The organism is Vibrio sp. R10-SG-ISO4 (genome assembly GCF_059834135.1).
The window spans coordinates 128423-153443 of record NZ_JCBDHJ010000015.1 but is presented as its reverse complement, the minus strand read 5'-3'; the positions used below and the strand labels follow the sequence as shown (position 1 = coordinate 153443).

The window sequence follows — 25021 nt, the reverse complement described above, 5'->3', positions numbered from 1 at the left end:
CAATATTATTTTTATACGCGCAACGCAGACAGACTTGTAACATCTCATTAACCTTAAGGCATCCAACAAGCAGGTACTGGTATCGCCCAGCAAGACAAGGCTCGATAACAGCGCTCGCTTTGGTGAGATAACCCATAACCATAACGAGACTTCCAAAGAGAAGTTCTGCCTACATAAGGAACGTGAATCATGTTTAAGGTACTCAAACCCACTCTTGCAGCGTCGATCATCGCTGCGTCTTTCTCATTCAGTGCATGGGCGGCGGATGTGGAAAAAATCCACTTTCTGATCCCTGGTGGCGCCGGTGGCGGCTGGGATATGACGGCGCGTGGCACTGGTGACGTGTTGGTCAAATCTGAGATTGTCGACAACGTCTCGTTCCAAAACCTCTCTGGTGGCGGCGGCGGTAAAGCCATTGCGCATTTGATTGAAACCGCTGAGCGTCAAGAAGACACTCTGATGGTCAATTCCACCCCTATCGTGGTGCGTTCTCTGACCGGTATTTTCCCGCAATCATTTCGTGATCTCACGCCCGTCGCGGCGACCATTGCCGATTACGGTGCCATCGTGACCTCGGTCGATTCAGGCTACAACACTTGGGAAGATGTAGTTAAAGAGTTTGAGTCTAACCCACGTAAAGTCAAAATCGCTGGCGGCTCTGCACGCGGCAGCATGGACCACTTGGTGGTCGCAGCCGCCTTTAAAGGTGAAGGGTTTGACGCAAAAACCGTTCGCTACATCGCTTATGATGCAGGCGGCAAAGCCATGGCCGCGCTGCTTTCTGGTGAAACACAGCTCTTATCTACCGGCCTTGGCGAAGTGCTGGAGATGTCGAAATCTGGCCAAGTTAAAATCCTCGCGGTGACAGCGCCTAAACGTTTAGACGCAGCACCGGATATTCCGACGCTCACTGAATATGGCAACGAAACAGTCTTTGCCAACTGGCGTGGCTTCTTCGCAGCCCCTGGCGCAAGCCAAGCGAAGATTGATGAATGGAATGCCGCCCTCAGCAAAATGTATCAAACCGATGAGTGGAAAGTCGTGCGTGACCGTAACGGTTGGATCGACAACTACAAAGCGGACAAAGAGTTCTACGCTTTCCTTGAAGAACAAGAGAAACAGATGGGCGATTTGATGCGTGAGCTTGGCTTCCTCAAGTAATACGCCGCCATGTTTGGGTCGGTAGCGGGTCTACCACCCTTGTTTTCGCCGTACTTGAGAACCTTAGACAATCTCCGCTGTTTGTGTTGAACAGTTGGCCTTTCACTCCAAATTCCACTTAGAGAGAAAGGCCATTGTTAGTGAATATGTTGCTCATTAACCCTCTAGTACGGCTTTTTTCTACTTTATCCAACGCACATCGTATCCAGCCTCTACTCAGTATGGCTCGATTGATGCAGCGTTTCGATAACTCAAATGGAGTTGGCTATGTCGGACTTACCAACGAACTCTTTCAACCAAGGCAGCATCTTTAGCAAAGAGAACCTGCTGTGCCGTGATCGTGTTGGTGCGATGATATTTCTGATTGTCTGCCTATGCTACGGCTACCAAACCACCCAGATCCCGATGTTTCCGGGTGATGAATACGAACCTTTTACCGCGCGCACCCTACCCACACTGCTGACGTTTGCCGGTATTGGCTTGGCGCTCTTGCTTCTGGTGATGGGCAAAAAAGACAGCCAAAGTGGCGCTGTACTGGATTTCAACTGGAAGTTACTGATTGGCTTTTTAGTCCTGATGGCGCTTTACGGCGTCGGTCTGACCTACCTTGGCTTTGTCTTGGCGACCGGCTTTTTCTTGCTTGCCGGCTTTTACTTGCTTGGCGAGAGACGCAAAGCGGTCTTGTTTGGCGCGTCATTCCCGTTTGTGATTGCGTTTTATCTTCTTCTTACCCAAGGGCTGGATATCTATCTCGAGCCGGGCGTTATCTTCACTATGTGGTCGTAATCAGTAAGGAAATCCCATGTTAGACGGAATTTTACAAGGTCTTTCGACCGCCGTGATGCCGATGAACCTAATGATGGTCATCGTCGGCTGTTTTGTCGGTACGTTTATCGGCATGCTTCCTGGCCTTGGCCCGATTTCAGCCATCGCCCTCATGATCCCCATCACCTACGGACTCGATCCCTCATCAGGACTGATCTTGATGGCGGGCGTCTACTACGGCGCAGTGTTTGGCGGCTCCACCTCCTCGATTTTGATTAACGCACCGGGCTGCTCATCCACCGTTGTGACGGCGTTTGATGGCTATCCTATGGCACAAAAAGGTCAAGCAGGAAAAGCCCTTGCGCTTGCGGCTTACTCGTCATTTACGGGCGGTACGCTCTCGGCCATCATGCTGTTGGTTGCCGCGCCTGCGCTCGCGAGCGTCTCGCTGAGTTTCCAATCCTCCGACTATTTTGCCTTGATGCTGCTTGGCCTCTCCGCTGTTGCGGCGTTTGCTGGCAAAGGACAAGTGATCAAAGCATGGATGATGACGGTCCTCGGTTTGATGCTCTCTACCGTCGGAATTGATAAAGGCGTCGGCGTTGAACGCTTCACCTTTGGCCTAACTGATCTAATGGATGGCTTTAGCTTTCTTCTGCTTGCCATGGCCACTTTTGCACTCGGTGAAACTTTAATGGGTATTCTCAAACCGGAGCAAGATACCCGCAACGAAGAGCAAAGTAAGATGAGCGACATCGGCAGCATGAAAGTGACCAAGGAAGAGATCAAAGAAGTGGCACCAGTCTCGATTCGCTCTTCCATTTTGGGCTTTTTCACCGGTGTATTGCCGGGTGCAGGGGCAACCATTGCCGCGTTTCTTAGCTATGGCATGGAACGAAACTTAGCGCCAAAAGAGAAGCGTGAAGAGTTCGGTAAAGGCAGCATTCGTGGTCTGGTGGCGCCGGAGTCGGCCAACAACGCCGCATCGAGTGGTTCTTTCGTGCCGTTGCTAACGCTGGGTATTCCGGGTTCGGGCACCACCGCCATCATGCTCGGTGCGCTGATCGCCTATGGTATTCAACCGGGGCCACGTTTGTTTGTCGAGCATCCAGATGTGTTTTGGTCGGTGATTATCTCAATGTACTTTGGCAACATCGTGTTAGTGATCTTGAACTTACCGCTTATCCCTTACATTTCACGCCTGCTGGCGGTGCCGCGCACCGTGCTGCTACCGATGATCTTATTCTTCTCGATAACCGGTGTGTATTTGGTCTCGTTTAACACCATGGACGTGTTCATCATGATGCTGATTGCCGTTGGTGCCATCGCATTGCGTTTAGCCAACTTCCCACTCGCGCCGCTGCTGCTTGGCTTTATCCTTGGTGGCTTAATGGAAGAGAATTTACGCCGCGCTTTGATGATTAGCGATGGTGAGCTGAGCTTCCTTTGGGAGCGCCCTATCACCTTCACCTTTAGCGTGCTCGCCGCGCTGGTGCTACTCAGCCCACTGCTGGTCAAACTGGTACAAGCGTTGAAAGGCTCGCCAAAACAGATTGAGCAGTAGCCAGTCGAAAGTAGTCATTCGAACGTTGTTTGAGCCCGAGGGCGTTATCGCCCTCGTTTTCTTTCCTTACGCATTAATTTCCTTACGCATCAAACCTCATAGATGGATTGCTTGAATAAAAATTAGAGTATAGACTCTAATTTATCACTTTCATTTAAGCGAGGACCGCACACGTCATGCCTATTCGCCCTTTAGCTTTGATGCTCGCCTGTTGCGGCGCAGTGTCTAGCGTGGCGCACGCTGCCCCGATCAGTTTTGAACAAGCGTGGACGCTGCTCCAACAAGAGAACCACTCACTCGCGGCCTCGCGCGCGAATGTTGACCGTTACCAAGCGCTGCACTCTGCGACCGATAGCCTAAATTTGCCGTCTGTCACCCTAGGCGCCAACTACACACGCCTCGATACCGACGTGACCCTATCTGATGAGCAGTTCTTAGACAGCCTAGGGGCAACTGGCCCCGCCTTGGGCGGATTGGCCTCACAGATCGGCAGCGTGACCTCAACCATCACCGAGCGCGACATATTCTCTTCTTCCATTCGCGCCGTTTGGCCAATCTTTACTGGCGGTCGCATCGATGCCGCGCAAAGCGCCGCGCAAGGGAAAAGCGAACAGGCCAAGAGTGAGCTAGCAATGGAAACCCAAGCGCGCTTTGAAGATCTCAGTAAATACTATTTTTCCGTGTTGTTGACACAAGACGTACTGCACACCCGACAACTGGTGGAAACGGGGCTAACCAAACACAGAGACAACGCACTCAAGCTCGAACAGCAAGGGCAAATCGCCCGCGTCGAAAGGCTACAAGCGGAATCCGCCTTGGACAAAGCCGTGATTGAGCGCAAGAAGGCGCAAAAGGATCTCGATATCGCCCAAGCGGCGCTGACGAAAATTCTCAACCAAACCGACGGCGTCGAGCCCTCAGACCACTTGTTTATCAATCCAAACCTGCCGCCACTGGATCTGTTTATCGACCGCACGTTAGCGACCTACCCAGGCCTCGCTCTGCTTAACGCCAAAGAGAAGCAAGCTAATAGCCTGATCAAAGCAGAAAAAGGCCGTTACTACCCAGAAGTGTACCTTTACGGCGACTACAGCTTGTATGAGGATGATTCCCTCGCGAGTCAGTTGAAACCCGAGTGGCTCGTGGGTGTTGGGGTCAATGTGCCTCTGATTGACACCTCCGGCCGCTCAGAGCAGGTAAAAGCGGCGCACAGTGCGGTGTCTCAGGTTAAATATCTCAAAGCGCAGGCAAAACAAGATCTCTCCGTTCTGGTCCAGAAAACCTATCTGGAAGCGCAGCAAGCGCGAGAAGAGGTCCAAGGGCTCGATTCAAGCTTGTCACTGGCGCAGGAGAATCTCAAACTGCGCGAAAAAGCCTTTTCGCAAGGGCTTTCGACGTCAACCGATGTCGTCGATGCCCAGCTCTATGTCGCCAGTGTTGAAACACAAAAAGCCGCCGCCAGTTTTCAATACCTTGTGTCACTGTCCAAGTTGTTGGCTCTGTCGAGTGAAATGGACAGTTTTAAACAGTATCAATATAACGCCATCCCGTTGTCGAATCGTTAAGGATCAAAGATGAACCAAGCCAAACCTTACCTGCTTACCGCAGCTGCAATCGCTCTGACATCTTGGGTCGGCTACAGCGTTTACGACGCCTATCAGCCTCAGCCAGTTCGCTTGCAAGGTCAGATTGAAGCGCAGCAATACAGCATTTCGTCGAAAGTACCAGGGCGTATCGATCAAGTGCTGGTGCGCAAAGGTGACAATGTCACTAAAGGGCAGCTCATTTTCACCCTGCACAGCCCCGAAATCGCGGCAAAATTAGAACAAGCTAAGGCCGGAGAAAAAGCCGCCGATGCACTGGCTCAAGAAGCGGAAAAAGGCGCGCGAGCGCAACAAATCCAAGCCGCAAAAGATCAATGGCTCAAAGCGCAAGCCGCCGCCGAACTGATGGAAAAGACCTATCTTCGAGTCAACAACCTATTTAACGATGGCGTGGTGGCAGAGCAAAAACGCGACGAAGCTAAAACCCAATGGGACGCGGCAAAATACACGGAAAGTGCCGCCTACCAAATGTATCAAATGGCGCAAGAAGGCGCGCGTAGCGAGACCAAAGTCGCCGCCGCAGAGAAAGCGCGCATGGCCGCAGGTGCGGTTGCAGAAGTAGAAGCCTACGCGCAAGATACCCAAATTCACAGTTGGTTTGACGGCGAGGTTTCGCAGGTGCTGCTGCAAAGCGGCGAGTTAGCGCCGCAAGGCTTTCCGGTTGTCACTGTGCTTGATACCGAAGATATGTGGGCCGTGTTTAACGTTCGCGAAGATTACCTGCGCTACTTTAGCAAAGGCACACAATTTGACGCTTACGTTCCTGCGTTGGATAAAGAGATAGCCTTCACCGTGAGTCATGTCGCCGTCATGGGCGATTTTGCCACTTGGCGCTCAACCGATGCCAGCCAAGGGTTTGATTTACGCACTTTTGAGGTCGAAGCCAGACCAAGCGAGCCTGTACAAGGCTTGAGGATGGGCATGAGTCTCGCTCTAGAAATTGCCCCTTCAACTGTCTCGCAAGGCGCGCAATGATGATACGCCAAGCCATAGCGCAGCAGTGGGCGACCATGACGCGTGATCGGTGGCTCCTCGCTAGCTTGACCTGGATTCCCATCGCGCTCGCTTGGTGTATCTGGTCGATATTTTCCCAAGGCATCGCGCGCGATCTGCCGATTGGTGTGGTTAATCTGGATAAGAGTGCGCTCTCTTACACACTTGAACGCGACTATGACGCTACCTCAACCATGCAAGTGACGCGTCATTTTCAAAGCCCCAGTGAGGCGAAAGCAGCACTGGTACAGGGGGAGATCTACGCCTACGCAGTGATCCCGAGCCGTTTCGAACAAGACGCGATGAAACAGCTCGCCCCGCAAGTCAGTGTGTTTTACAACAGCCAAGCGATCTTGATTGGCAAACTGATGAACGCCGCGTTTGTCCAAGCGCATGGGACATTCAATGCGCAGTTAGCCACGTTCGAGGGTCTCGCCGGTGGCAATACAACCCTACTCTCTGCGATGGGCAACGCCGTGCCCGTCTCGACCCAGGTCACTCCGCTGTTCAATAAGAATTCCAATTACGCCCAGTTTTTAGTCAGCGCGATCATCCCAGCGCTATGGCAAATCGTCATTGTCGTTAGCACGCTCTTAGTGCTGGCCGCCAATCAACGCGATCATGGCCTAGTGCGTTGGTTAGCGCCTTCGCCGGGCGTGGCACTGTGTCGCACTTTACTGCCCTACTTTCCACTATTTTGGCTGCAAGGCGTGGCGTTTTTAGTCTGGTTTTATTCGGGCTTACAGTGGCCGATGCAAGGCAACCTTTGGGTGTTGTTCGCCGCGCAAGTGCCGACCATACTCGCGTGTATGGCCATGGGCAGTGTGTTCTTCTTTTTGACCTTAGATCCCGCGAGAGCGATGAGCTTTGCCGGCGCGTTTACTGCGCCAAGTTTTGCCTTTATGGGTATCACTTTCCCGGTCTCTGACATGTCGCCGCTAGCCCAAGCTTGGCGCTCACTCTTGCCCATCAGTCACTATATTGAAGCGCAGGTAAGCCAAGTCAGCTACGGCGCATCGGCACTCACCACATTGATGCATCTGACGCCACTGCTTGGCTACCTACTGCCAGCGCTGCTGTGTCTTCTTCTCGCTCGCAAGCACCTCAACAGTGCTATTAACGCTGCAAATGACACAAAAAGGCACGCACGCGCGGAACTTAAGGAGCACCAATCATGACGTTTACCGCACTGCTGAAAGCGGAGCTAAAGGCGCTGCTGCATAATCCTGTGGTACTTCTCACCGTGTTTGGTGGCGTCGTGTTTTACTCGTTTCTCTACCCGATGCCCTACTCTTACCAAACCCCACGCGAGCAAGTCATCAGCGTGGTGAACTTGGACAAAAGCCAAACCAGCTATCAGCTAGAGCGCATGGTAGATGCGACACCCCAAGTGCACATCGTGCGGCGTGACTCAAGCATAGAAGCGGCCAAAGTGGCCTTTTTAAGCGGCGATATTAGCGGCATTTTGGTGATCCCAGAGCATTTCTATAAAGATCTGATGTTAGGTAAAAGCCCGACCTTGGCTTACGCGGGGGATGCCTCTTACTTTTTGGTCTACGGCACCATTGTCGAAGGCTTGGGGCAAGCGGGTGGCACGCTAGCGGCGCAAACCACAGTGGCGAAATTGCTTGTTGATGGTGAGCCACTGAGCGCAGCGGCCAATCACTTCGCGCCCACGAAGCTCAGCCTCAAACCCACTTTTAACCCGCAAATGGGCTATGTCGATTATGTGGTGCCTGCGGTATTTGTGCTGATTTTGCAGCAAACGCTGGCGATGGCAGCGGGGTTGATGCAAGGCACACAAAAGCATGGTCGTGGCTATTGGTCTAACGTCAGCCCTCTCGCCTTAATAGGGGGACGAATGGTGCTGCTGACGAGTATTTACTTGGTACTAAGCGGCTATTACTTCGGGCCGAGTTTTCGCTTGCACGGCGTCGCGCAGTTGGCAAACCTTGCCGAGCTTGTCACTCTATTGCTGCCTTTCTTATTGGCATCCTGCGCGATAGGCATCTGGCTAGGTACGGTAGTACCAAGACGAGAGTTGGTGACATTAGTGGTATTAATCAGTTCAATGCCGCTGATTTTTAGTGCGGGGTTTATCTGGCCACTCGAAGCGATTCCCGATGGCATCGTTTGGTTATCGCAGCTTTTTCCTAGTACGCCCGCCATCCAAGCATTCTTGCGCTTAAATCAGATGGGGGGAGAATGGCATCAAGTCGCGGCGCAATACACACTGCTGTGGGTGCAAGCACTGGGTTGGAGCCTCATGGCTTGGCGCGCATTGCGTGAACATCGCCGCGATAACGTTTGAGCGCCGCGTTTAAAAACCTCGGCGGCGCCAAAACTCATTTTCATCCCGGCCAAACACATCGAAGGTCTTTTGTGCAATCACGCGTCCGTCCATCTCGATGCTCATGTGCCAACGCCCCAAATTCGACTCTAAACCGCCGTCTGGATGAAGCAGTTGAATTGTATCGCCCAAGTAGAAATCCCAATCGTTGCTGCCCACGTGCAACTCGCCGGTGAAAGGCGCTAACGTCTGGCCTTTTTTGCCTAAGATACCGGGATGATCGATACAAAACTCAATCAGCGCACCTTTGGCTTTTTTGATGTTGACGATAAAGCCAAACTCGACGTCCTCGTCAGCCGGAACCTTAGTGGTAAACGCTTGTATTTTAGGAAGATGTTTTGATTTGGAGTCCCATTGGTCGTAAATACCGTAAGAGGTCATTTCAACAACGGGCGATCGCTTTGCCATGTCTGCCACCGTTTTTTCATGTGTTCGATTGTACTGCGCTCAACGCCGTGGATATTTTGAAATTGCCCAGTGCACTCCATCACCACAAACTCAGCGCCAAATTGCTTGGCGAGGCGGTAGTACGGCGCGATTTCCCAGCGCTGGACAAAAGTATTGGAGACAACCACGTCCTGCTTGTTGGTCAGCGCACGTTTGACCTCAGCTCTGCACCACTCGTGCGCATCGGAAATTTTCGCTTTGTCATAGCGGTAAACGCCATCGTCAGCGATAAAATACATATCCGCTTCAAGGTGCACCGCTGGCAGTGTTTTCGCTAGGGTGCTTTTGCCAGAACCTGGCAGACCACGAATTAAGGTCAATTTCACCGCTCTATTACTCCCTTGCGGCCGATGTCCGCTGATTTGTCTGTGGCTGCGCCGACATAGTCTCACCAAGTTCGAGGCGCAGATAGTAAACCAATTTGGCCTAAAAATGCTATCGACATCTCATACTGATTCGGGTAAGTTTAGATGTATAGACGTCCATAACAGAGCTTAGGGAGAAAGCTGTGCCGATTAAGATCCCCGATCAATTGCCTGCCACTGATGTACTGCGTCAGGAAAATATCTTCATCATGAGCGAATCGCGTGCCTCTACGCAGGAGATTCGTCCACTTAAGGTGTTGATCCTCAATCTTATGCCCAAAAAAATTGAAACAGAGACGCAATTTTTACGCCTCTTGTCCAATAGCCCATTGCAGGTCGATATTGAACTGCTGCGCATTGATGATCGCCCGAGTAAAAATACGCCAACCGAGCACCTAGACAACTTTTACCGACAATTTGAGATGATCAAAAAACGCAATTTCGATGGTTTGATCATCACCGGTGCGCCGCTCGGTCTGGTCCAGTTTGAAGACGTGATTTATTGGGACCACCTCAAAACCATCATGAACTGGGCGAAAGAGCACGTCACCTCGACCTTATACGTCTGCTGGGCCGCACAGGCAGGATTAAAGCTGCTCTACAATTTGCCTAAGCGCACTCGCAAAGAGAAGCTCTCCGGTGTGTATCAACATCAAATTCATCATGAGTTTCACCCCATTCTGCGTGGTTTTGACGACACCTTTTTAGCACCGCATTCTCGCTACGCTGATTTCTCACCGGAGTATCTCGCCGAGCATACGGATCTCGACATCTTGGCCACCTCAGACGTGGCTGGCGTTTACTTGGCGGCTACCAAAGATAAGCGCAATGTGTTTGTGACGGGCCATCCAGAGTATGACTCACACACCCTGCACAATGAGTACATCCGCGATCTCAGTGAGGGAATGGAACCGGCGATTCCGGTCAACTACTACCCCAACAACAATCCTGACAACAAACCGTGCGCAAGTTGGCGCAGTCATGGACACCTGCTATTTGCCAACTGGTTGAACTACTGCGTCTACCAGCAAACGCCATACGATTTGGATCACTTCAGCGAAGCCAACTTCACCAAAGACGATTAACGCGTCTAGGGCAACACCCTGTCACCGAATACGAGGGCGCAAGCGCGCCCTCGCTCGCATTCTTTTTCCGCCGACACTCAGAAACTGATAAACCCCTCGCAGAGTCTCACTCATCGGCGCAAACACCAGATGGGATCAGGTATAAAAAAGCACGAGCTTGTTATCTGTTACTGAACCACAAAAGTTGAACGAATATGCGTACCCTTCTCCTTACTTTGGTGTTACTTCTCTCTGCCTGTGTCACGGTGGACAATAACGCTGAGCCTGAGCTCAATGCCAACCCACGAGAAAAAGCCGATGCGCGCTTAGCCCTTGGCATGGGTTACTTACAGCAGGGTGATATGGTTAAAGCCCGCGAAAATCTGGAAAAAGCCCTTCAGCACGATAAAAGTTATTACCGAGCACAATTGGCGATGGCGCACTATTTCGAGCAAGTCGGTGAAGAAGCGGACGCTGAAAAACTGTATAAAACGGCGCTGAGACAGCACCCGAGAAACGGTAATGTAATGAACAACTACGGCACGTTTTTATGCAAACAAGAGCGCTATCCTCAGGCTGATCAACTGTTTAATCGAGCCATTGAGCAGCCCTACTACTACCTGATTTCCGCCAGCTATGAAAATGCGGCACTCTGTGCATTGAAAGCGGGCAAACCCGAACAAGCCATGGGTTATTTCAAACGCACATTGGATCACGACCCGCGCCGTGTCACCTCGCTGCTGCGCCTGACTAAACTTGAAATAGAGCAAGGTGAATACACATCAGCGCGAATACGCTTGATGAACTTCCACCAGCAGTTTGGCGTGCAACAAGCCTCATTGGCCCTACTGATCGAGTTGGAAGAGCGCGCCGGGAACAGCGCGTTAGAAGAGAAGTATCGTAAGCAGTTAGAAGCGCTCTCGAACGGATAAACTGATCATTTTCGTTTGTGAATTTTTTTGTATTCTCGATACAAGATCAGCACAAAATAACCCAGTCCCCACAACAGCAGCACCGCGAACAGCGCAAGAAAGCTATCGCAAATCCAGCTGGGCTCACAGGGCATATAAATCTCAAACTCCATATGCCCTCCTCATCTATTGGTATCAGTGGTTAACGGGGTTTGGTATCAAACCAAGTGGCGCGCTTGGCTTTATCATGAAACGTCCAAGCCATAAAACGGCTCACTTTCTGCCCTTGGCTCATCTCAACCACGCGCACTTCCAGCGCTCCGGCTTTTTCAAGATTTTTACGCAGCCAACGGACATTCTCTTTCTTTGAGATCAAGGTGGAGAACCAAAGGACTTGCGATGCCACATCTCGACTTTCAAACGCCATCTTTTTCACAAACGCGGCTTCACCACCCGGACACCACAGTTCCGCTTTCTGCCCACCAAAATTAAGTATAGGCGAACCTTGCTGCGTTTTGTGTCGTGGTGCATTGGCGGCGGCGGCCTTGTTGCTGCCTTTTTTCGTCCTATTGCGACTTAAATTAGCCAGTTTTTTCTCGCTGCCTTGCTGCGCCTCTTCAAGGGATTTATGAAACGGCGGATTGCAGGTCGTCAGCGCATAACGCTCGCCTTTGGCGATAATGTGTTTAAACACAAACCGAGAGTCACGCTGCAATCGGCTTTCAATTTTGCCTTTCAACACCCCATTGGCGCTCGCGATCTGATTGGCATTGTCCACTGAAACCTCGTCCACATCACTGCCAACGTAGTGCCAGCCATAATCCACCGCGCCAATGATTGGATAGATGCAGTTGGCGCCAACGCCGATGTCTAACGCATGCACGCTCGCGTGTTTCGCCTCAGGCACATCCGTCTCAAGCAGCTCAGCAAGACGATGGATGTAGTCAGCACGCCCAGGAATAGGCGGGCAGAGATACCCTTTCGGAATATCCCACTCACTGACTTGGTAGTGATGCGCCAACAAGGCTTTATTGAGCAGCTTCACTGCGATAGGGTCAGAAAATGGAATGCTCTTGTCACCGGCTGGGGTGGTGATGACATACGGTTTCAGCGCAGGCAGCGCTTTGACCAACGCGGCAAAATCATAGCGCCCTTGGTGTTTATTGCGAGGATGTAATCCCGGCTTACTTGGCTGCTTTATAAACGTCATCTTACGACTCGAGCGATACTTGGGCTCAGACTGAGCAGCGCTATTTCGTCTTTTCGGCGCACGTTTGGTCGAAGGGTGCGAATCTTTAGGGTGTGTAGCCATGATCTGTAATGCGTAACGTGTAGTGAGTGATCAACAACCAGGCGTTTATGCCTAGTTCGTCGGCTCGTCTCGGGTCTCGAGATAAATCATAAACAATCGAGCGTCGAGTTCCAGTTGATGGTAGTCGGGCTCCATGTGGCAGCACAACGAATAGAAGGCTTTGTTGTGCTCTTTCTCTTTCAAGTGCGCCAGTTCGTGCACCACCAACATGCGCAATAGCGGCTCAGGTGCCTCTCGAAATACGCGAGCGATGCGAATTTCATTCTTTGATTTGATTTTTCCGCCATGCACTTTCGACACATAGGTATGAAGGCCAAGCGCATTATTGATGATGTGGATTTTATTGTCGTACACCACTTTGCTCAGCGGCGCGGTTTTCTTCATATAGCGGTTTTTCAACGCCATGGTGTAATCGAACAGCGCCTTTTCACTCTTAATGGTATGATTGTTAGGGTAACGCTGGTGAAACCAGGTCGCCAGTTTGCCGGAATCTACCAGTTGCGCCACTTGATCAACGATATGTGGCGGATAACCTTGCACATACCTTAATGCGGGATTGATACTCATCGCTCTACCGAGTTGACGAAAAGGCGCTAGTCTAGCCTATTCGCCCTTGTCATTCACTGACTTTTCATTACACTCATCGCGATCAACCTCACTGGAGAAACCCCATGAAACGCCTCGTGCTTTACGTCAAAGATAAGTGCCCGCACTGCAAAGATGCTCAACGATACTTGGAAGAGAAAGGCTACCCATATCGTTTGACCAACGCGAAAATGCAGCGCGGTCGCAAAGAGCTCGACGCCATTGGCGCTCGCTCCTTACCGGTACTGAAAATCGGCGATCGTTACATGATCGGTTGGAATCCAAAAAACTTCGAGCGCATGTACAGCGGAAAATAGTACCGCTGTTTCTACTTGGGCATCACCTGAGCAAGCACTCGATTAAGCTGCTGAGAATTGATCGGTTTCGTGATCACCTCTTGGCAACCGGCGGCAATCATATTTTCTCGCGTCTCTTCAAACGCATCGGCGGTGCAACCAATCAGCACTGGCGGGGTTTGCAGATTAAGCTGAGTAATAATTTGAGAGGCTTGAATACCGTCCATTTCTGGCATGTGGTTGTCCATAAAAATCACCTCAAAGTGCTCAGACTTGACCCTTTCCACTGCCTCAACCCCATTAACCGCCACCTCGCATTCAAACCCGAGCTTAGAAAGAAACCGCGACAGCACCAAGGCATTCATGCGTGTGTCTTCGACAATCAAGGCGCGCATTCCATCACCCAAGTAATCACTGACGACAGCCTCAGTAGACACTGCCTCTTGCTGCGCTGCAGCGCGTATTATCGGTAAGGTGACAATAAACTCGCTGCCGTGGCCGAGTTCGCTCTCTACTCGTATTTCACCGCCCATTGCACCCACTAGCTCAGAGACAATAGACAAACCAAGTCCAGTACCACCAAAGCGGCGCGTGGTATCCGACTCGGCCTGACTGAACGGCGCAAAAATCACCCGTTGCTTGTCTTGGCTGATGCCAATACCACTGTCTTTAATGCGGATCTGCATCGTTTCGGATGAGTCAGAGAGTGACAAAGACAAATCAATACCGCCCTCGGCGGTAAATTTCAGGGCATTGCCGAGCAAGTTTTGCAATATCTGGGTTAATCGGGTCTCGTCTACCCGAATGACTAAATCCACTGGTAAGGTGCTATCGACACGAAAACTCAGCCCTTTCTCCTCGCATAACGGCTGATAAAGCTGACTGAACTTGGCGACAAAAGGGGCGAGCTCCACGTCCGTTGCCACCAATTTCAGCTTACCCGCCTCAATTTTAGAAAAATCGAGGATGTCATTGAGTACCGCCAGCATATGTTGACCGGAATCGAGCAAAGTGATCATGTACTCGTGCTGCTCGTCAGTAAGGTCTCCTTGTTGCAGCAGCTCACCCACCCCTAAAATCCCGTTCATTGGGGTGCGCAATTCGTGGCTCATCGCGGCAAGGAATTTCGATTTGGCGACGCTGGCCGCGTTGGCTTCCTGCGCTTTTTGCTTGAGTGACTTTTGCAGCTCAACGCGTTCGGTAATGTCACGTTCGACCGCCATAAAGCCCTCAATCTGGTCATCTTTGTCATACAGTGGCGTCAAGGCAAGTTCAATCCAGTACGCCTGCCCCGCTTTGTTGTAATTGACCAACTCGAAAAAGCCCTGCTCTCGGTTATGAATTGCGGTGCGAATCTGGCTGATCACCTCTCGATCACTAAGCGGACCTTGCAAGACATCCCCGGGTTTCTTACCGATCAATTCTTGCTGCTGGTAGCCCGTTAAGCGCTCGAAAGCACTGTTGACCCAAAGAATGTAGCCATTGATATCCGCAAACACCACCGCATCACGCATGTACTTCGCGACCCGAGCTAAGCGTGCAGACTCTGCCTCTCTTCTTTTGAGCTCTTCCGATTGGCGCAGTAGCTGCTGCTCCGAGCGATATAACGCTTGAAATGGCGAGACCAGCACCTTACGCCCCAAAAAATAGAGCACAAAGAGCGCCACACCGGTCGCGGTAATCATCCCAGTCAATAGGCTTTGCACAAACTCTCGTTTGACATCCTCAACCAAACTCGGTGAATAACTGTAGAGCAAGGTAAAGGTGGTATCAGGAATCGGGCGCTCGGCGATGGCCCAAGGGAAAGGCGATACCATACGCCAATCAAACTGCGCTTGGCGGATGCCAAACCATCGCGCGTCATCATGGCCAAAACCGTTGAAAAACTCCGTGCCTTCTAGAGGCGTGACGTAGGCGGCGATGCCCTCTGAGTAACCGTTGTATTTGACAGGTAGGGTTACGAGCAGGAAATCCGCGTCATGATGAGAAAAAATCGAATAGGAGACTGACTCGAGCAACTGACCACTCGCCACTTCCTGAGCGATAAACGTGCTCACCGCCTGCGGTAACACAAGTTCGGAGTAAACTTTATCACCCACAAAGTCATACACGTTGACGAAAGATTGTGAATCGACCGGTTTAAAGCGCGCCAACTTATCCGAGAAGGACGCGGAGTCAGCAACGCCCTCCAACACAGCGCCTAGCAGAATCGGCTGCTCTACGATGTTGGCTAAGCGATCTCGTCTCGACTCTAAATAGGTCTTGAGATAACTGTCTAACGTGGAAAATTTGGTTTTTAAACTCTCGTTAATCACCACTTGCGCCGTTTGCTGTGCTTGATGCTGAACAAACAAAAAACTGGTGAGAAAAAAGACACTCGCGCCCAACAAGATAAACAGGGTGAAGAGTTGCATGCCATTTTTTTTGTCAAACTTTAGCATTGAGCGTGCCCTAACCAAACTGGATTCACTATATTGCTCCTCGGGAACTGCTTTGATGCATCCCTTGTTGTTATTGTTATTTGTTGCCTGCTACTGAGAGTCGGTCAAGCGCAATTTGACGCCATCGTGCTCGTCGTACATCGCCATACACAAATCCTGTGCCGATAAGGCTTCATGTGCATCCATGTTCTCCCTAGAGATCGGGCTAAACGGGTGTTGGTAGCGTTTGACCAAGCCTTGCACCGGCGTCTCTAGTGACTCTAGGGCGACTTTCAATGCGCGTCGGTTGGCAGGCATCTCCTGTTGCCACTCGATGCGGTTTGCTGCTGCGATGAGAACGCGTGTCAGGTCATAACCATGGACAAAACCCGCCGGCGCTTGAATATTGGTTGATGTAAACTGCTCCGGAAACAAGCGGCTTGCACGCTCAAACACCCCTGCTTGGAATGGCGTGAGCGCGTTGCTGTAAAAATTAAAACAAGACTGAACAAAGGTCAGTTGCGCTTTTTCTCGCACCTCAAACGGTACATTTTGCGCGAACTGTCCGCCGGTTATTCCCCAGTGACTGTACACGGGCAGGGAGGCATTGAGCTCGGCCACCGCATCAACAATATTTTTGCCTTCACGAGCGTTACCCACCAAAAGCAAACATTGCGCCTTGTCTTGCTGTGCTTGGCGAACGATGTTTCGCGCGTCTGACGCTTGTATGCCCCAGTCAAACCAAGAGACCTTGACCTCAGCATCCACATCACTGGGCAACGCGCGCATCATCGCTTTGTAGTTTGATTTGCCCCAGCCGGTGTTTTCAAGCACTAGGTGGGGCACTGTGCAACCCTGCTCAAAGGCGACGTTGAGAAGAAATCCGCCCACTTTGGAATCATCGACAGAGAGTCGAAAAATAAAGTTCTGATCACTTTCGAGTGAGCGCGTGATTGGCGTTCCTGCAGCCCAAGGCACTAACGTCAACATGCCTTGCTGGTTGATAAAATCACGGTATTTGATCAACGGCGGAGAATGCATCCCAGCGACAAACACTAGGGCATTGGGATCGCGCAAAAACTCATCCATATGGCGCTTACTGCGTTTGACGTTGCCTCTGTGATCACGCACGACAAATCGCACAGGTACCCCGTTGAGTTGGTTATCGACCTCCGCCAGTGCCACTTTCACACCTTGTTCAATCGACTGTGCCGATTCAAGGTGCCCTGTCCTATCTGCATCCAAATAAAGAGTCACGAACTCCGGCTTCGCCGCCCACGTCACACAACTTAACACCGTGGCCACCATGGCCGCAGAAAACCGCATCATATCGACGCTACTCCCTGAATAATAAGACTATCTCAAGCGTAGATGAGCCGAGCCCGTTTGTCAGGGTGACACACGCCGTTTATGCGCCACTGGATTCACCAATGACAACCCGAGGGACATAACAGCCCATCGACTCATCAATCTCAAAGCTGAGCTCATTGCGGATCGCCTCCAGCTTGTCGGCCTCATAGTGCGAGACATACAAGAGTTGGCTAAGATTTTCACGCGCGATCATCTCTAAACTGTTTTTCACTAACCGACGCCCTAAGTAGTCAAGTCCTTGATAGGGCTCATCTAAAATCAACAGGGCGGGTTGTTTCACCAGCGCGCGAGCGATTAACACCAATCGCTGCTGGCCGTAATCCAGCTCACGGAACGAGCGCTTGGCGCAGTCGGTCATGTGCAGCATGGCGAGCCATTCGTGTGCGGTTTGCAGCTCACGTTTACTCGGCTGCTGATAGAGGCCGATGGAGTCATAAAAGCCCGAGAGAATCACGTCTAGTACGCTGCAACTGACTCGATACTGCAGATGCAATGAAGAGGACACAATGCCGATGTTCTGCTTGATTTGCCAGATGGTTTCACCGCTGCCGCGCTGGTGGCCGAAAATGGTAATATCGTTAGAGTAGCATTGAGGGTGATCGCCAAAAATCAGCCCGAGCAGTGTGCTTTTACCACAACCATTTGGACCTTTAATCTGCCAATGTTGACCTTTATCGATTTGCCAATTGAGCTGGGTGAAGATGGTTTTGTCGGTGTACGCGACCTCGCCATCCTTGATGGCAAACACTGGACTGGGCAGATCATTGCTGTGCTGATGTTTACGCACCAACGCCAACATGTGCTCGCTTTGTTGCTCTGATTGCGATTGCAACTGAGCAATCACTGGGTGCGCATGCCAAGCGGCGGAGGCCATCGTCCTCTCCAATTGTCCGTGATGAAACAGCGCGACTTGGTCAATCCAAGGGGGCAAATCTTCTTCACGATTGAAGGTCACGATCATCTGCACTTGTTGCGCCATTTCTACCAGCGTTGTCGACAGCGACTCACGATGGGCCACATCCAGACCGGAGAACGGATTATCGAGTACCAACAGATCAGGCTTGCTGGCCAGTGCGCGCGCCAACATCACGCGGCGGGTTTCTCCCGTCGACAACTGACGAAAACCTCTGTTGGCTAAATGGAACAAATCGAGCTGACTCATCAATTGATTGGCATACTCAAGATCATCACACTGCTGTTTAACCAAGATTTCAACGCTCGTCCCACTATCGATTCTGTCGAGAAAATCGGTGTCATCATTAGCAATTTCTTCTTCGAGTAATTGCTGCTGGCTCGCTAGCGAGACTTGTGCAACCCGGCCTTCACTCCTGTCAACCGCATCCTGAACGCCTTCAAAGGGGGCATCGCCGCAAAGCAGTGCGCCCAGTTGCGGTCCGATATCGCCTTCATAGCTGAATACGCCCCATGAGTGGCCGTCTTCAATCTCCCATCGTTCAATCTTTAGCGGTGTTGAATGTTCTGTTGTGTTGAGCTGATGAATGGCAATGCGCATACACGTCCTTTGTTGAGTGTGTTGTTATCCTTATTCGCCCATCATACATAACGCTTTACGAAGTCGATAAAGGTTCGATCCGCAATTGAGAGGTAGCCATCCTTGCGCCAGGCGAGCGCCAAACTGACAGTGACCGGTTGTGTGAACGGCACACCCACGATCGCTTTTTCATGCTCAGGCACCAACTCCAGTAAAGCGGTAATGGCAAATTCCTGTTTGACGATACTAAGAATCATCGGCAACAAGTTGGTCTCAAATGAGAATTTGAGCGGCTTTTGACACGCTTTGGCTTTTTGCTCCAGATACCCACGATGAAAATAACCGGGCTTAAACAGCACCAGTTCGTGCTCAAAAAACTCATCAAAATCGATCGCTTGGCGCTGGGCAAACGGATGCGTTGGGCTGACCACCGCGACCATTTCCGAATCCAGCAAATGATCGGTGGCTAAGTCCTCGGGCACATTTTCACTGTCAATCACGCCAATATCCAGCTCACCATCGAGCAACATTTGTCGGACCGATCGCGCCCCCGCATCCACCAGCGTCAATTTAAGATTGGGATAGTGACTTTTGAACGCCATCATAATGCGCGGAAAAAAATAGGACCCCATCATACTGGGAGCGCCAAGCCTGACTTCGCCTTTTTCCAGCCCCTTCATCTCATCAATGGCCAATTTGGCGTCATCTAGTTGCTGGATGATGCGTTTGGCATGCTCGTAGAGCACCTCTCCCTCTGGGGTTAAGGAGATGCGACGGTCTTCGCGGCGAAACAGCTCAACACCCAGCGTCTGCTCAAATTTTCGAATCGCGATACTCAGGGCAGGCTGCGCAATGTGCAAGGCTTTGGCGGCTTGAGTAAAGTGGCCATGCTCAGCCACCGCGACAAAATAACGCAAAGGTTTACTCTCCAAAATGGCACTCCTCTGGCCGCCTTAATGAGATCAAAAACATATGACAACGATATTTTTAATATATTTTATAAATCAAAATGAGACTGATAATGTGATCACACTCTACTGACTGATCACACCCATACGAGTAACCATGATTGAACTGTCTAGCCCTGCGTACAAACGAGTGACTTTCAGCCTAGCGCTGGGCTCCTTTCTGGTGTTTTGTAATCTCTACCTTTTTCAGCCCATGCTGCCTTTTATGGCCGGTCATTTCAGCGTGTCAGAAACCCAAGTGAACTGGATTTTTGCAGCCAGCACCCTAGCGCTGTCCTTTTTCCTTGTGCCTTGGGCGGTCGCATCCGAGTCCACCGGCAGACGCAGTGTTATGTTGCTTGGCCTGTTTGCGATGCCCGTGATTGGTCTCGCCATGTTCTATACTGAGTCTCTGCTGGGCTTGGTTTTACTGCGCGCGATGATGGGCATCGCCTTGGCGGCCTTTGCCTCTGTCGCCGTCGCTTATATGGTTGAAGAGCTGAGCAGCGCTGCGTTTGGTCAAGCGATTGGTGGCTACATTGCCGCGAACTCACTCGGCGGTATCACAGGGCGTATTGTTGGTGGTATCCTCACCGACCAACTGGGCTGGGAGTTCGCGGTACTGGTGATGGCGCTGTTCACCTTAGTTGGCGCTATCGCGGTCGCGTTACTGCTCCCCAAGCAGCAACATTTCCAGCCCGCCAAAGGGATGCTTCGCTACCACAATCGCGCACTAGTCGAGCACCTCAAAAACCGCACTATTTGGCTCGCAATGTTGATTGGTGGTGTCAACTTTGCGCTGTTTGTGAATCTCTATTCGGTGATGGGGTTTCGTCTCGTGGCCGAACCGCATTCTCTTCCAGTTGGGTTGGCGGCGCTGATCTTCCTGTGCTATCTGCCGGGCACATTGAGCTCCAAGCTCACCTCGGTTTGGAATAAGCGTTACCCGCCGCTACTTGGCATCAAAGTGGGCGCGCTAATCAGTATGCTTGGAATGTGGAGTGCCTACGTCGATACCCTACCTTTCATGCTTCTGGGGTTGATGCTGATTAGCTTCGGCGCCTTTTTCACCCACACATTGGCCTACGCGTGGGTGAGCCAAAAAGCGACGCAAGCCAAGGCGACGGCAACTGCACTCTATCTCGTGCACTATTACGTCGGCGGCAGTATCGGGGGCTTTTTCTTGATTTACTGTTGGCAACACGGTGGTTGGGCAACCGTCATCGCTGGTGGCATGCTGCTCTATGTGATGATTTTCTTTCTTTGTGCGGCGCTGTCGCGGCAGACTACCCACACAAGAGTGCCGCCTGTGAAGGCAAATTCTGATATGCTTGGCTCAAATCAGAATTTGGAAGTAAAATGACTCTCTCAGCCAACCCTTCTCCTATCATCAGCGCCGTTGAGCAATGGCTTAATCAGGTCGTGATCGGTCTTAACCTTTGTCCGTTTGCCGCAAAACCGCAGCGCAATGGACAAATTCATATCGTGACCAGTGACGCCACCGACGAAGCGTCTCTTCTTGAAGACCTATTGAGTGAGCTTATCGCTCTAGAGGCACTTTCAGCCGAGGAGCGGGAAACCACCTTAGTGGTGGTGCCAGAGATCTTGCAATCGTTTGATGATTACAATCTGTTTATTGATTGGGTGGAAGCCTTGATTAAACAGCAAGGCTATGAGGGCATTTTCCAACTGGCCACATTCCACCCCGACTACTGCTTTGGCGGCACTGAGCCAGACGATGATGAGAACTTAACCAATCGCTCACCCTACCCCGTGTTTCATCTCATTCGTGAAGAGAGCATGGAGAAAGTCTTGCGTCACTACCCCAACCCAGAAGCCATTCCTGACACCAATATCGACCGAGTCGAATCACTGACTGATCAAGAAAAGCGTCAGTTATTCCCTTATCTGTTCTCCTAAAGCTCTTTAACGCAGTCGCCGATCACGCCGCGGCGTGGTCGGTATGGTACTCGCGCCACTCGATGCGGTTGCGACCACTGGCTTTGGCTCTGTAGAGCCCCTCATCGGCAATGGCGAGAATCTCATCAAGCGTGGATTTCTGGCAGTCTGTCACCCGAGCATTCGCAAAATCGAAGTGGGTCGCGCCAACGGAAACCGTAATGGGTTTACCGTCGAGCAGCGTATTGTTGACCGCACGGTGCATCGCCTCAATCACGGTTTTACGTGCGGTCGGATCTCGATCGGGTAGCCAGACGACAAACTCCTCCCCGCCAAAACGGGCGATAAAATCACTGTCGGTTAACTGCGCTTTTAGCGCGTCGGCGGTTTTACGTATCACGTCATCACCAATTTGATGACCAAAGGTGTCATTCACCTTTTTGAAGTGATCAATATCGATCATTCAAAATGGAAGCGTGGTAGCCATTTTATCAGCGGTCAATGGACGAGATCGAACGTATCACAGGGTACGAATATCAAATGAGTCGTACGATTACAGAGTTACTCTGGCGGGACATAGGGCGGTTTGTTACTATTGCCGCACGTCTTAACCTTTGCTTACTCTCTTCACGTTTGGCAATACTTTGTAACCCTAGGCTTAGCTAATATGCAATTGACCCAACTCACCACTGAACTTTTCAATCACCTGTACCAAGACATCACTGAATTTCGCAGCACTTTCGATTTACCTGTCGCCTCACCTGAAAGCTTAGACGACAAAGCGGATACTCTCCATACGTCTTTGATCATTGAAGAAATGACCGAACTGGCTGAAGCAGATTGCAAAACCGAACAAGCAGATGCGATTGTCGATAGCGTCTATGTTTTGATGGGTCGATTGGTGCATCTAGGCCAGCAACGTATTGAAGATAATCTTGCGATTAACTATTTGATTGATGTGTTGCTTAATGTGGCCGTTAACCGTGGTATCGACTTTCTGCCGTGTTGGGATGAAGTACACTCGAGCAACATGAGTAAAGTGTGTCGTAATGAGCAAGAATTCGCTGACACCGAGGCGCACTACGCCAAGCAAGGTATCGAGCTGACCGCAGTGAAAAAAGGCGATTACCTGATCGCGAAATGTGCCAAAGATTTTGTGTCAGACGCAAAAACCATCCGTCAAGGAAAGGTGTTGAAATCGGTCTATTACCGTCCTGCGGATTTAGCGCCGCTGACTCAATAACCCGCTTTATTGCGCTCGTTTTTCTTGAACAAAAAGCTTCCTCTACAATAAGCGCTCATTAAGAAAAGCTTACGCTAGAAAAAAAGCCGCCACCTACGGACGGGAATCCTTAGGTGGCGGAAGCTGCCATAGTCATAATTTGACGACGTTCAATTTTTCTGGGGTAATGAAAAATTGAATCAGCCTAACAAGAACGAGAATGTATCCCTTTCACTAATGCCAACAGCGTGCCAACTTTTTAAAAATAGTTAAGTTATTGTTTTTAATTAAATTTGTGTGAGAACTAATAATTTACCGACTCTACTGCTTTGGCACGCGAACCGATTCAGTGCAACGCTGCACTAGTTCAGTTCGACTATTTGCTCTAAAGGCGAGTTCGTGAGGGATAGTGTGGATGATAATGAAATAGGCAAAGAGCGCTAAAGTACAACAGAGCGCGATAAGCGTTAGAACAGCAGAACCCGCTTGCCGCGAATCGATTCGCAGCGGACCTCAGTATTAAACACGCGCGACAGCTGCGCCTCATTCAATACCTCTTCAGGCAGACCAAACTGTTGCAACACGCCGCGATCGAGCATCGCCACCTTGTGCGCATGAGTCAAGGTTCGGTTCAGGTCGTGGTTGGACATCACCACTGTAATGCCTAATTGGGCGATTTTATCGATCAAACGGTAAAGAAGCGTTTCTTGACCAATATCGAGCGGCGCCGCCGGTTCATCAAGAATCAATACCTTCGCCAACGGATTCAGTGTTGGCCAGACTTGCAGACAGATCCCGCATAGGCGCACTCGCTGCCACTCCCCACCAGACAACTGATGAATCGAACGATGCAGCTTATCCTCTAACTGCAACCACTGAGCGAGGGTGTGGACCGCCACATTCACCTCATCAAGTACGCTTTTCGCTTGGCTTGGCAGCGACAACGCCAAGTACTGCACGACTTCAATGTTAAACGCTGGGCGATCGCTCTGGCTTAAAAAAGCCCGGCAGGAGGCTAAAGAAGGCATCGACGCCTTGGCCACATCAAGCTCACCAATCCTCACCTCCCCTTTCGCCGTTAATAGCCCTGCGATAGCGGTCAACAAAGTACTTTTGCCACTGCCATTTGGGCCAATGACATGAACGATTTCTCCCTGATTGACCTCAAAAGAGAGTGGAAGCAAACGCGAGCCAACAGAGAGATTATTAATATGAATCATGATTTTTCAGCAACATCCAAATGAACACCGGTGCACCTATTGAGGTGGTCACAACGCCAAGCGGCAGTTCCGCCGAATGCAGCGCGGTTCGCGCAATAAGATCCGCCACCAGCACTAATAGTGCCCCGCAAAGCGCAGAGAGTGGCAACAAAAAGCGGTTTTCGCTCCCCAGCGATAAACGCAGCAAATGCGGGACAACCAAGCCGACAAAGCCAATCACTCCACCGAGTGCGACCGCGCCCCCGACCAAAATCGATACCGCCAAAATGAGTTTCCAGCGTACGGCGTCAGTATCGATACCCAGCTGCCTAGCATAAACGTCACCGAGCATCAGGCGATCCAACAGCGCTCCCTTAGTACATAGCCAAACCACAACCGGGATGAGGGCTAACGTCAACCAGTGATGAGACCAACTTGCGCCACCAATGCTGCCCATCAGCCAATACATCAACTGCCTGAGGCTTAAATCATCACTGAAATAGAAAGCCCAAGTGACCACTGCCCCCGACAAAATGCCCAGCGCGACCCCCACCAAGAGAAGACGTGTTGTCGTCAGCTTCATCATTTTGGCAATCGAGACCAACAGTAAGGTAAAGCAGAGCGCACCGACGATCGCTGCTAGCATATAACCTAACGGCGTCGCAAACGCAGGGAAACAAAACAGCACCAGCACCATCATAATGCTCGCGCCACCGGAAATGCCGAGCACACCGGGCTCTGCGAGCACATTGCCAAGCAAGACTTGCAGCACTGCCCCCGACAACGCGAGCGCCGCGCCGATCGCCACGGCAGAGATCAATCTAGGCAGACGCAGATGAACAAGCAACTGGGTTTGAATGTGGCTGAGCTCGCCAAGCGGATTAATGAACACTTCCCCGACCATGACGTAAAACAGACTCACTAGAAGAAACAATCCGGCACCCAACCATGCGGCGCGTGTCCAACGGTGCTGTTTACGATGTAGAAGTTGGCTAAATTCCATGCAAGGTAGGTCAGTTTGGCGGGCTAGAAAGAACAGTGGCCTAACGATAAC

Annotated in this window: 24 protein-coding genes; 13 read left to right on the top strand and 11 right to left on the bottom strand. The window is 51.1% G+C overall.

Annotation, left to right across the window (positions count from 1 at the left end; all coding sequences use genetic code 11):
* Positions 1-189 precede the first annotated feature (189 nt).
* The 7 genes from AC6R03_RS09450 (at position 190) to AC6R03_RS09420 (ending at position 8398) form a co-directional block, all read left to right on the top strand.
* A complete protein-coding gene (locus AC6R03_RS09450; RefSeq protein ID WP_500632217.1) occupies positions 190-1161 on the top strand; it encodes a tripartite tricarboxylate transporter substrate binding protein in 972 nt (323 codons plus the stop codon).
* A gap of 267 nt (positions 1162-1428) precedes the next feature.
* Positions 1429-1947, top strand: coding sequence for a tripartite tricarboxylate transporter TctB family protein (locus AC6R03_RS09445; protein WP_500629924.1), 519 nt, complete (start codon positions 1429-1431; stop codon positions 1945-1947).
* A 16-nt stretch (positions 1948-1963) separates the two neighbouring features.
* Complete coding sequence (locus tag AC6R03_RS09440) at positions 1964-3490, top strand: tripartite tricarboxylate transporter permease (RefSeq protein WP_500632216.1); 1527 nt, start codon at positions 1964-1966, stop codon at positions 3488-3490.
* A 176-nt stretch (positions 3491-3666) separates the two neighbouring features.
* A complete protein-coding gene (locus AC6R03_RS09435; RefSeq protein ID WP_500632215.1) occupies positions 3667-5055 on the top strand; it encodes a TolC family protein in 1389 nt (462 codons plus the stop codon).
* Positions 5056-5064: 9 nt separating this feature from the next.
* Complete coding sequence (locus AC6R03_RS09430; protein ID WP_500632214.1) at positions 5065-6069, top strand: HlyD family secretion protein; 1005 nt, start codon at positions 5065-5067, stop codon at positions 6067-6069.
* Positions 6066-7265 (top strand): ABC transporter permease, encoded by a 1200-nt coding sequence (locus AC6R03_RS09425; protein WP_500632213.1) that lies wholly within the window; start codon positions 6066-6068, stop codon positions 7263-7265. Before AC6R03_RS09430 ends, AC6R03_RS09425 begins: the two co-directional genes overlap by 4 nt.
* The gene (locus AC6R03_RS09420) at positions 7262-8398 is read left to right on the top strand and encodes an ABC transporter permease (protein WP_500632212.1); all 1137 of its coding nucleotides are present in this window, start codon (positions 7262-7264) and stop codon (positions 8396-8398) included. The genes AC6R03_RS09425 and AC6R03_RS09420 overlap by 4 nt, the downstream gene beginning before the upstream one ends.
* Before the next feature lie 9 nt (positions 8399-8407).
* Here AC6R03_RS09420 and AC6R03_RS09415 read toward each other — a convergent pair whose 3' ends face one another.
* Both AC6R03_RS09415 and AC6R03_RS09410 read right to left on the bottom strand, forming a co-directional pair.
* Positions 8408-8845 (bottom strand): DUF3859 domain-containing protein, encoded by a 438-nt coding sequence (locus AC6R03_RS09415; protein ID WP_500632211.1) that lies wholly within the window; start codon positions 8843-8845, stop codon positions 8408-8410.
* Positions 8815-9210, bottom strand: a complete 396-nt coding sequence (locus tag AC6R03_RS09410; RefSeq protein ID WP_500629931.1) for an ATP-binding protein — start codon at positions 9208-9210, stop codon at positions 8815-8817. Before AC6R03_RS09410 ends, AC6R03_RS09415 begins: the two co-directional genes overlap by 31 nt.
* 182 nt (positions 9211-9392) lie before the next feature.
* Here AC6R03_RS09410 and metA point away from each other — a divergent pair, with 182 nt between their 5' ends.
* Both metA and pilW read left to right on the top strand, forming a co-directional pair.
* A complete protein-coding gene (gene metA, locus AC6R03_RS09405) occupies positions 9393-10334 on the top strand; it encodes a homoserine O-acetyltransferase MetA (protein ID WP_334550485.1) in 942 nt (313 codons plus the stop codon).
* A 194-nt stretch (positions 10335-10528) separates the two neighbouring features.
* On the top strand, positions 10529-11245 hold the full coding sequence (pilW, locus tag AC6R03_RS09400; protein ID WP_500632210.1) for a type IV pilus biogenesis/stability protein PilW: 717 nt from the start codon (positions 10529-10531) through the stop codon (positions 11243-11245).
* Between the two features lie 181 nt (positions 11246-11426).
* Here pilW and rlmF read toward each other — a convergent pair whose 3' ends face one another.
* On the bottom strand, positions 11427-12536 hold the full coding sequence (rlmF, locus tag AC6R03_RS09395) for a 23S rRNA (adenine(1618)-N(6))-methyltransferase RlmF (protein WP_500632209.1): 1110 nt from the start codon (positions 12534-12536) through the stop codon (positions 11427-11429).
* 51 nt (positions 12537-12587) lie between these two features.
* Positions 12588-13097, bottom strand: a complete 510-nt coding sequence (locus AC6R03_RS09390; protein ID WP_500632224.1) for a M48 metallopeptidase family protein — start codon at positions 13095-13097, stop codon at positions 12588-12590.
* Positions 13098-13207: 110 nt separating this feature from the next.
* Here AC6R03_RS09390 and AC6R03_RS09385 point away from each other — a divergent pair, with 110 nt between their 5' ends.
* The gene (locus AC6R03_RS09385) at positions 13208-13438 is read left to right on the top strand and encodes a glutaredoxin family protein (protein WP_334550489.1); all 231 of its coding nucleotides are present in this window, start codon (positions 13208-13210) and stop codon (positions 13436-13438) included.
* A gap of 11 nt (positions 13439-13449) precedes the next feature.
* Here AC6R03_RS09385 and AC6R03_RS09380 read toward each other — a convergent pair whose 3' ends face one another.
* The 4 genes from AC6R03_RS09380 to AC6R03_RS09365 form a co-directional block, all read right to left on the bottom strand.
* On the bottom strand, positions 13450-15858 hold the full coding sequence (locus AC6R03_RS09380) for an ATP-binding protein (protein ID WP_500632208.1): 2409 nt from the start codon (positions 15856-15858) through the stop codon (positions 13450-13452).
* Positions 15859-15948: 90 nt separating this feature from the next.
* On the bottom strand, positions 15949-17166 hold the full coding sequence (locus tag AC6R03_RS09375; RefSeq protein WP_500629935.1) for an ABC transporter substrate-binding protein: 1218 nt from the start codon (positions 17164-17166) through the stop codon (positions 15949-15951).
* Positions 17167-17245: 79 nt separating this feature from the next.
* On the bottom strand, positions 17246-18721 hold the full coding sequence (modF, locus tag AC6R03_RS09370) for a molybdate ABC transporter ATP-binding protein ModF (protein WP_500632207.1): 1476 nt from the start codon (positions 18719-18721) through the stop codon (positions 17246-17248).
* Positions 18722-18762: 41 nt separating this feature from the next.
* Positions 18763-19632 carry a LysR family transcriptional regulator gene (locus AC6R03_RS09365; protein WP_500632206.1) on the bottom strand — a complete coding sequence of 290 codons (870 nt, stop codon included), beginning with the start codon at positions 19630-19632 and terminating at the stop codon, positions 18763-18765.
* Between the two features lie 133 nt (positions 19633-19765).
* Between AC6R03_RS09365 and AC6R03_RS09360 the strand changes: the two genes are divergently transcribed.
* Positions 19766-21010, top strand: a complete 1245-nt coding sequence (locus AC6R03_RS09360; RefSeq protein WP_500632205.1) for an MFS transporter — start codon at positions 19766-19768, stop codon at positions 21008-21010.
* Entirely contained in the window at positions 21007-21567 is a 561-nt protein-coding gene (locus AC6R03_RS09355; protein ID WP_500632204.1) for a DUF1415 domain-containing protein, read from the top strand. Before AC6R03_RS09360 ends, AC6R03_RS09355 begins: the two co-directional genes overlap by 4 nt.
* A gap of 22 nt (positions 21568-21589) precedes the next feature.
* Here the strand turns inward: AC6R03_RS09355 and AC6R03_RS09350 are convergent, their stop codons facing one another.
* Positions 21590-22009 (bottom strand): GGDEF domain-containing protein, encoded by a 420-nt coding sequence (locus AC6R03_RS09350; protein WP_500632203.1) that lies wholly within the window; start codon positions 22007-22009, stop codon positions 21590-21592.
* Positions 22010-22213: 204 nt separating this feature from the next.
* On the opposite strand from AC6R03_RS09350, the gene AC6R03_RS09345 reads away from it, so the two are divergent.
* Complete coding sequence (locus AC6R03_RS09345; protein WP_500627853.1) at positions 22214-22789, top strand: nucleoside triphosphate pyrophosphohydrolase family protein; 576 nt, start codon at positions 22214-22216, stop codon at positions 22787-22789.
* 446 nt (positions 22790-23235) lie between these two features.
* Here AC6R03_RS09345 and btuD read toward each other — a convergent pair whose 3' ends face one another.
* Together btuD and btuC are read right to left on the bottom strand one after the other, a co-directional pair.
* Positions 23236-23988 (bottom strand): vitamin B12 ABC transporter ATP-binding protein BtuD, encoded by a 753-nt coding sequence (gene btuD / locus AC6R03_RS09340; RefSeq protein ID WP_500632202.1) that lies wholly within the window; start codon positions 23986-23988, stop codon positions 23236-23238.
* Positions 23975-24970, bottom strand: coding sequence for a vitamin B12 ABC transporter permease BtuC (gene btuC, locus AC6R03_RS09335; protein ID WP_500632201.1), 996 nt, complete (start codon positions 24968-24970; stop codon positions 23975-23977). The genes btuD and btuC overlap by 14 nt, the downstream gene beginning before the upstream one ends.
* Positions 24971-25021 lie beyond the last annotated feature (51 nt).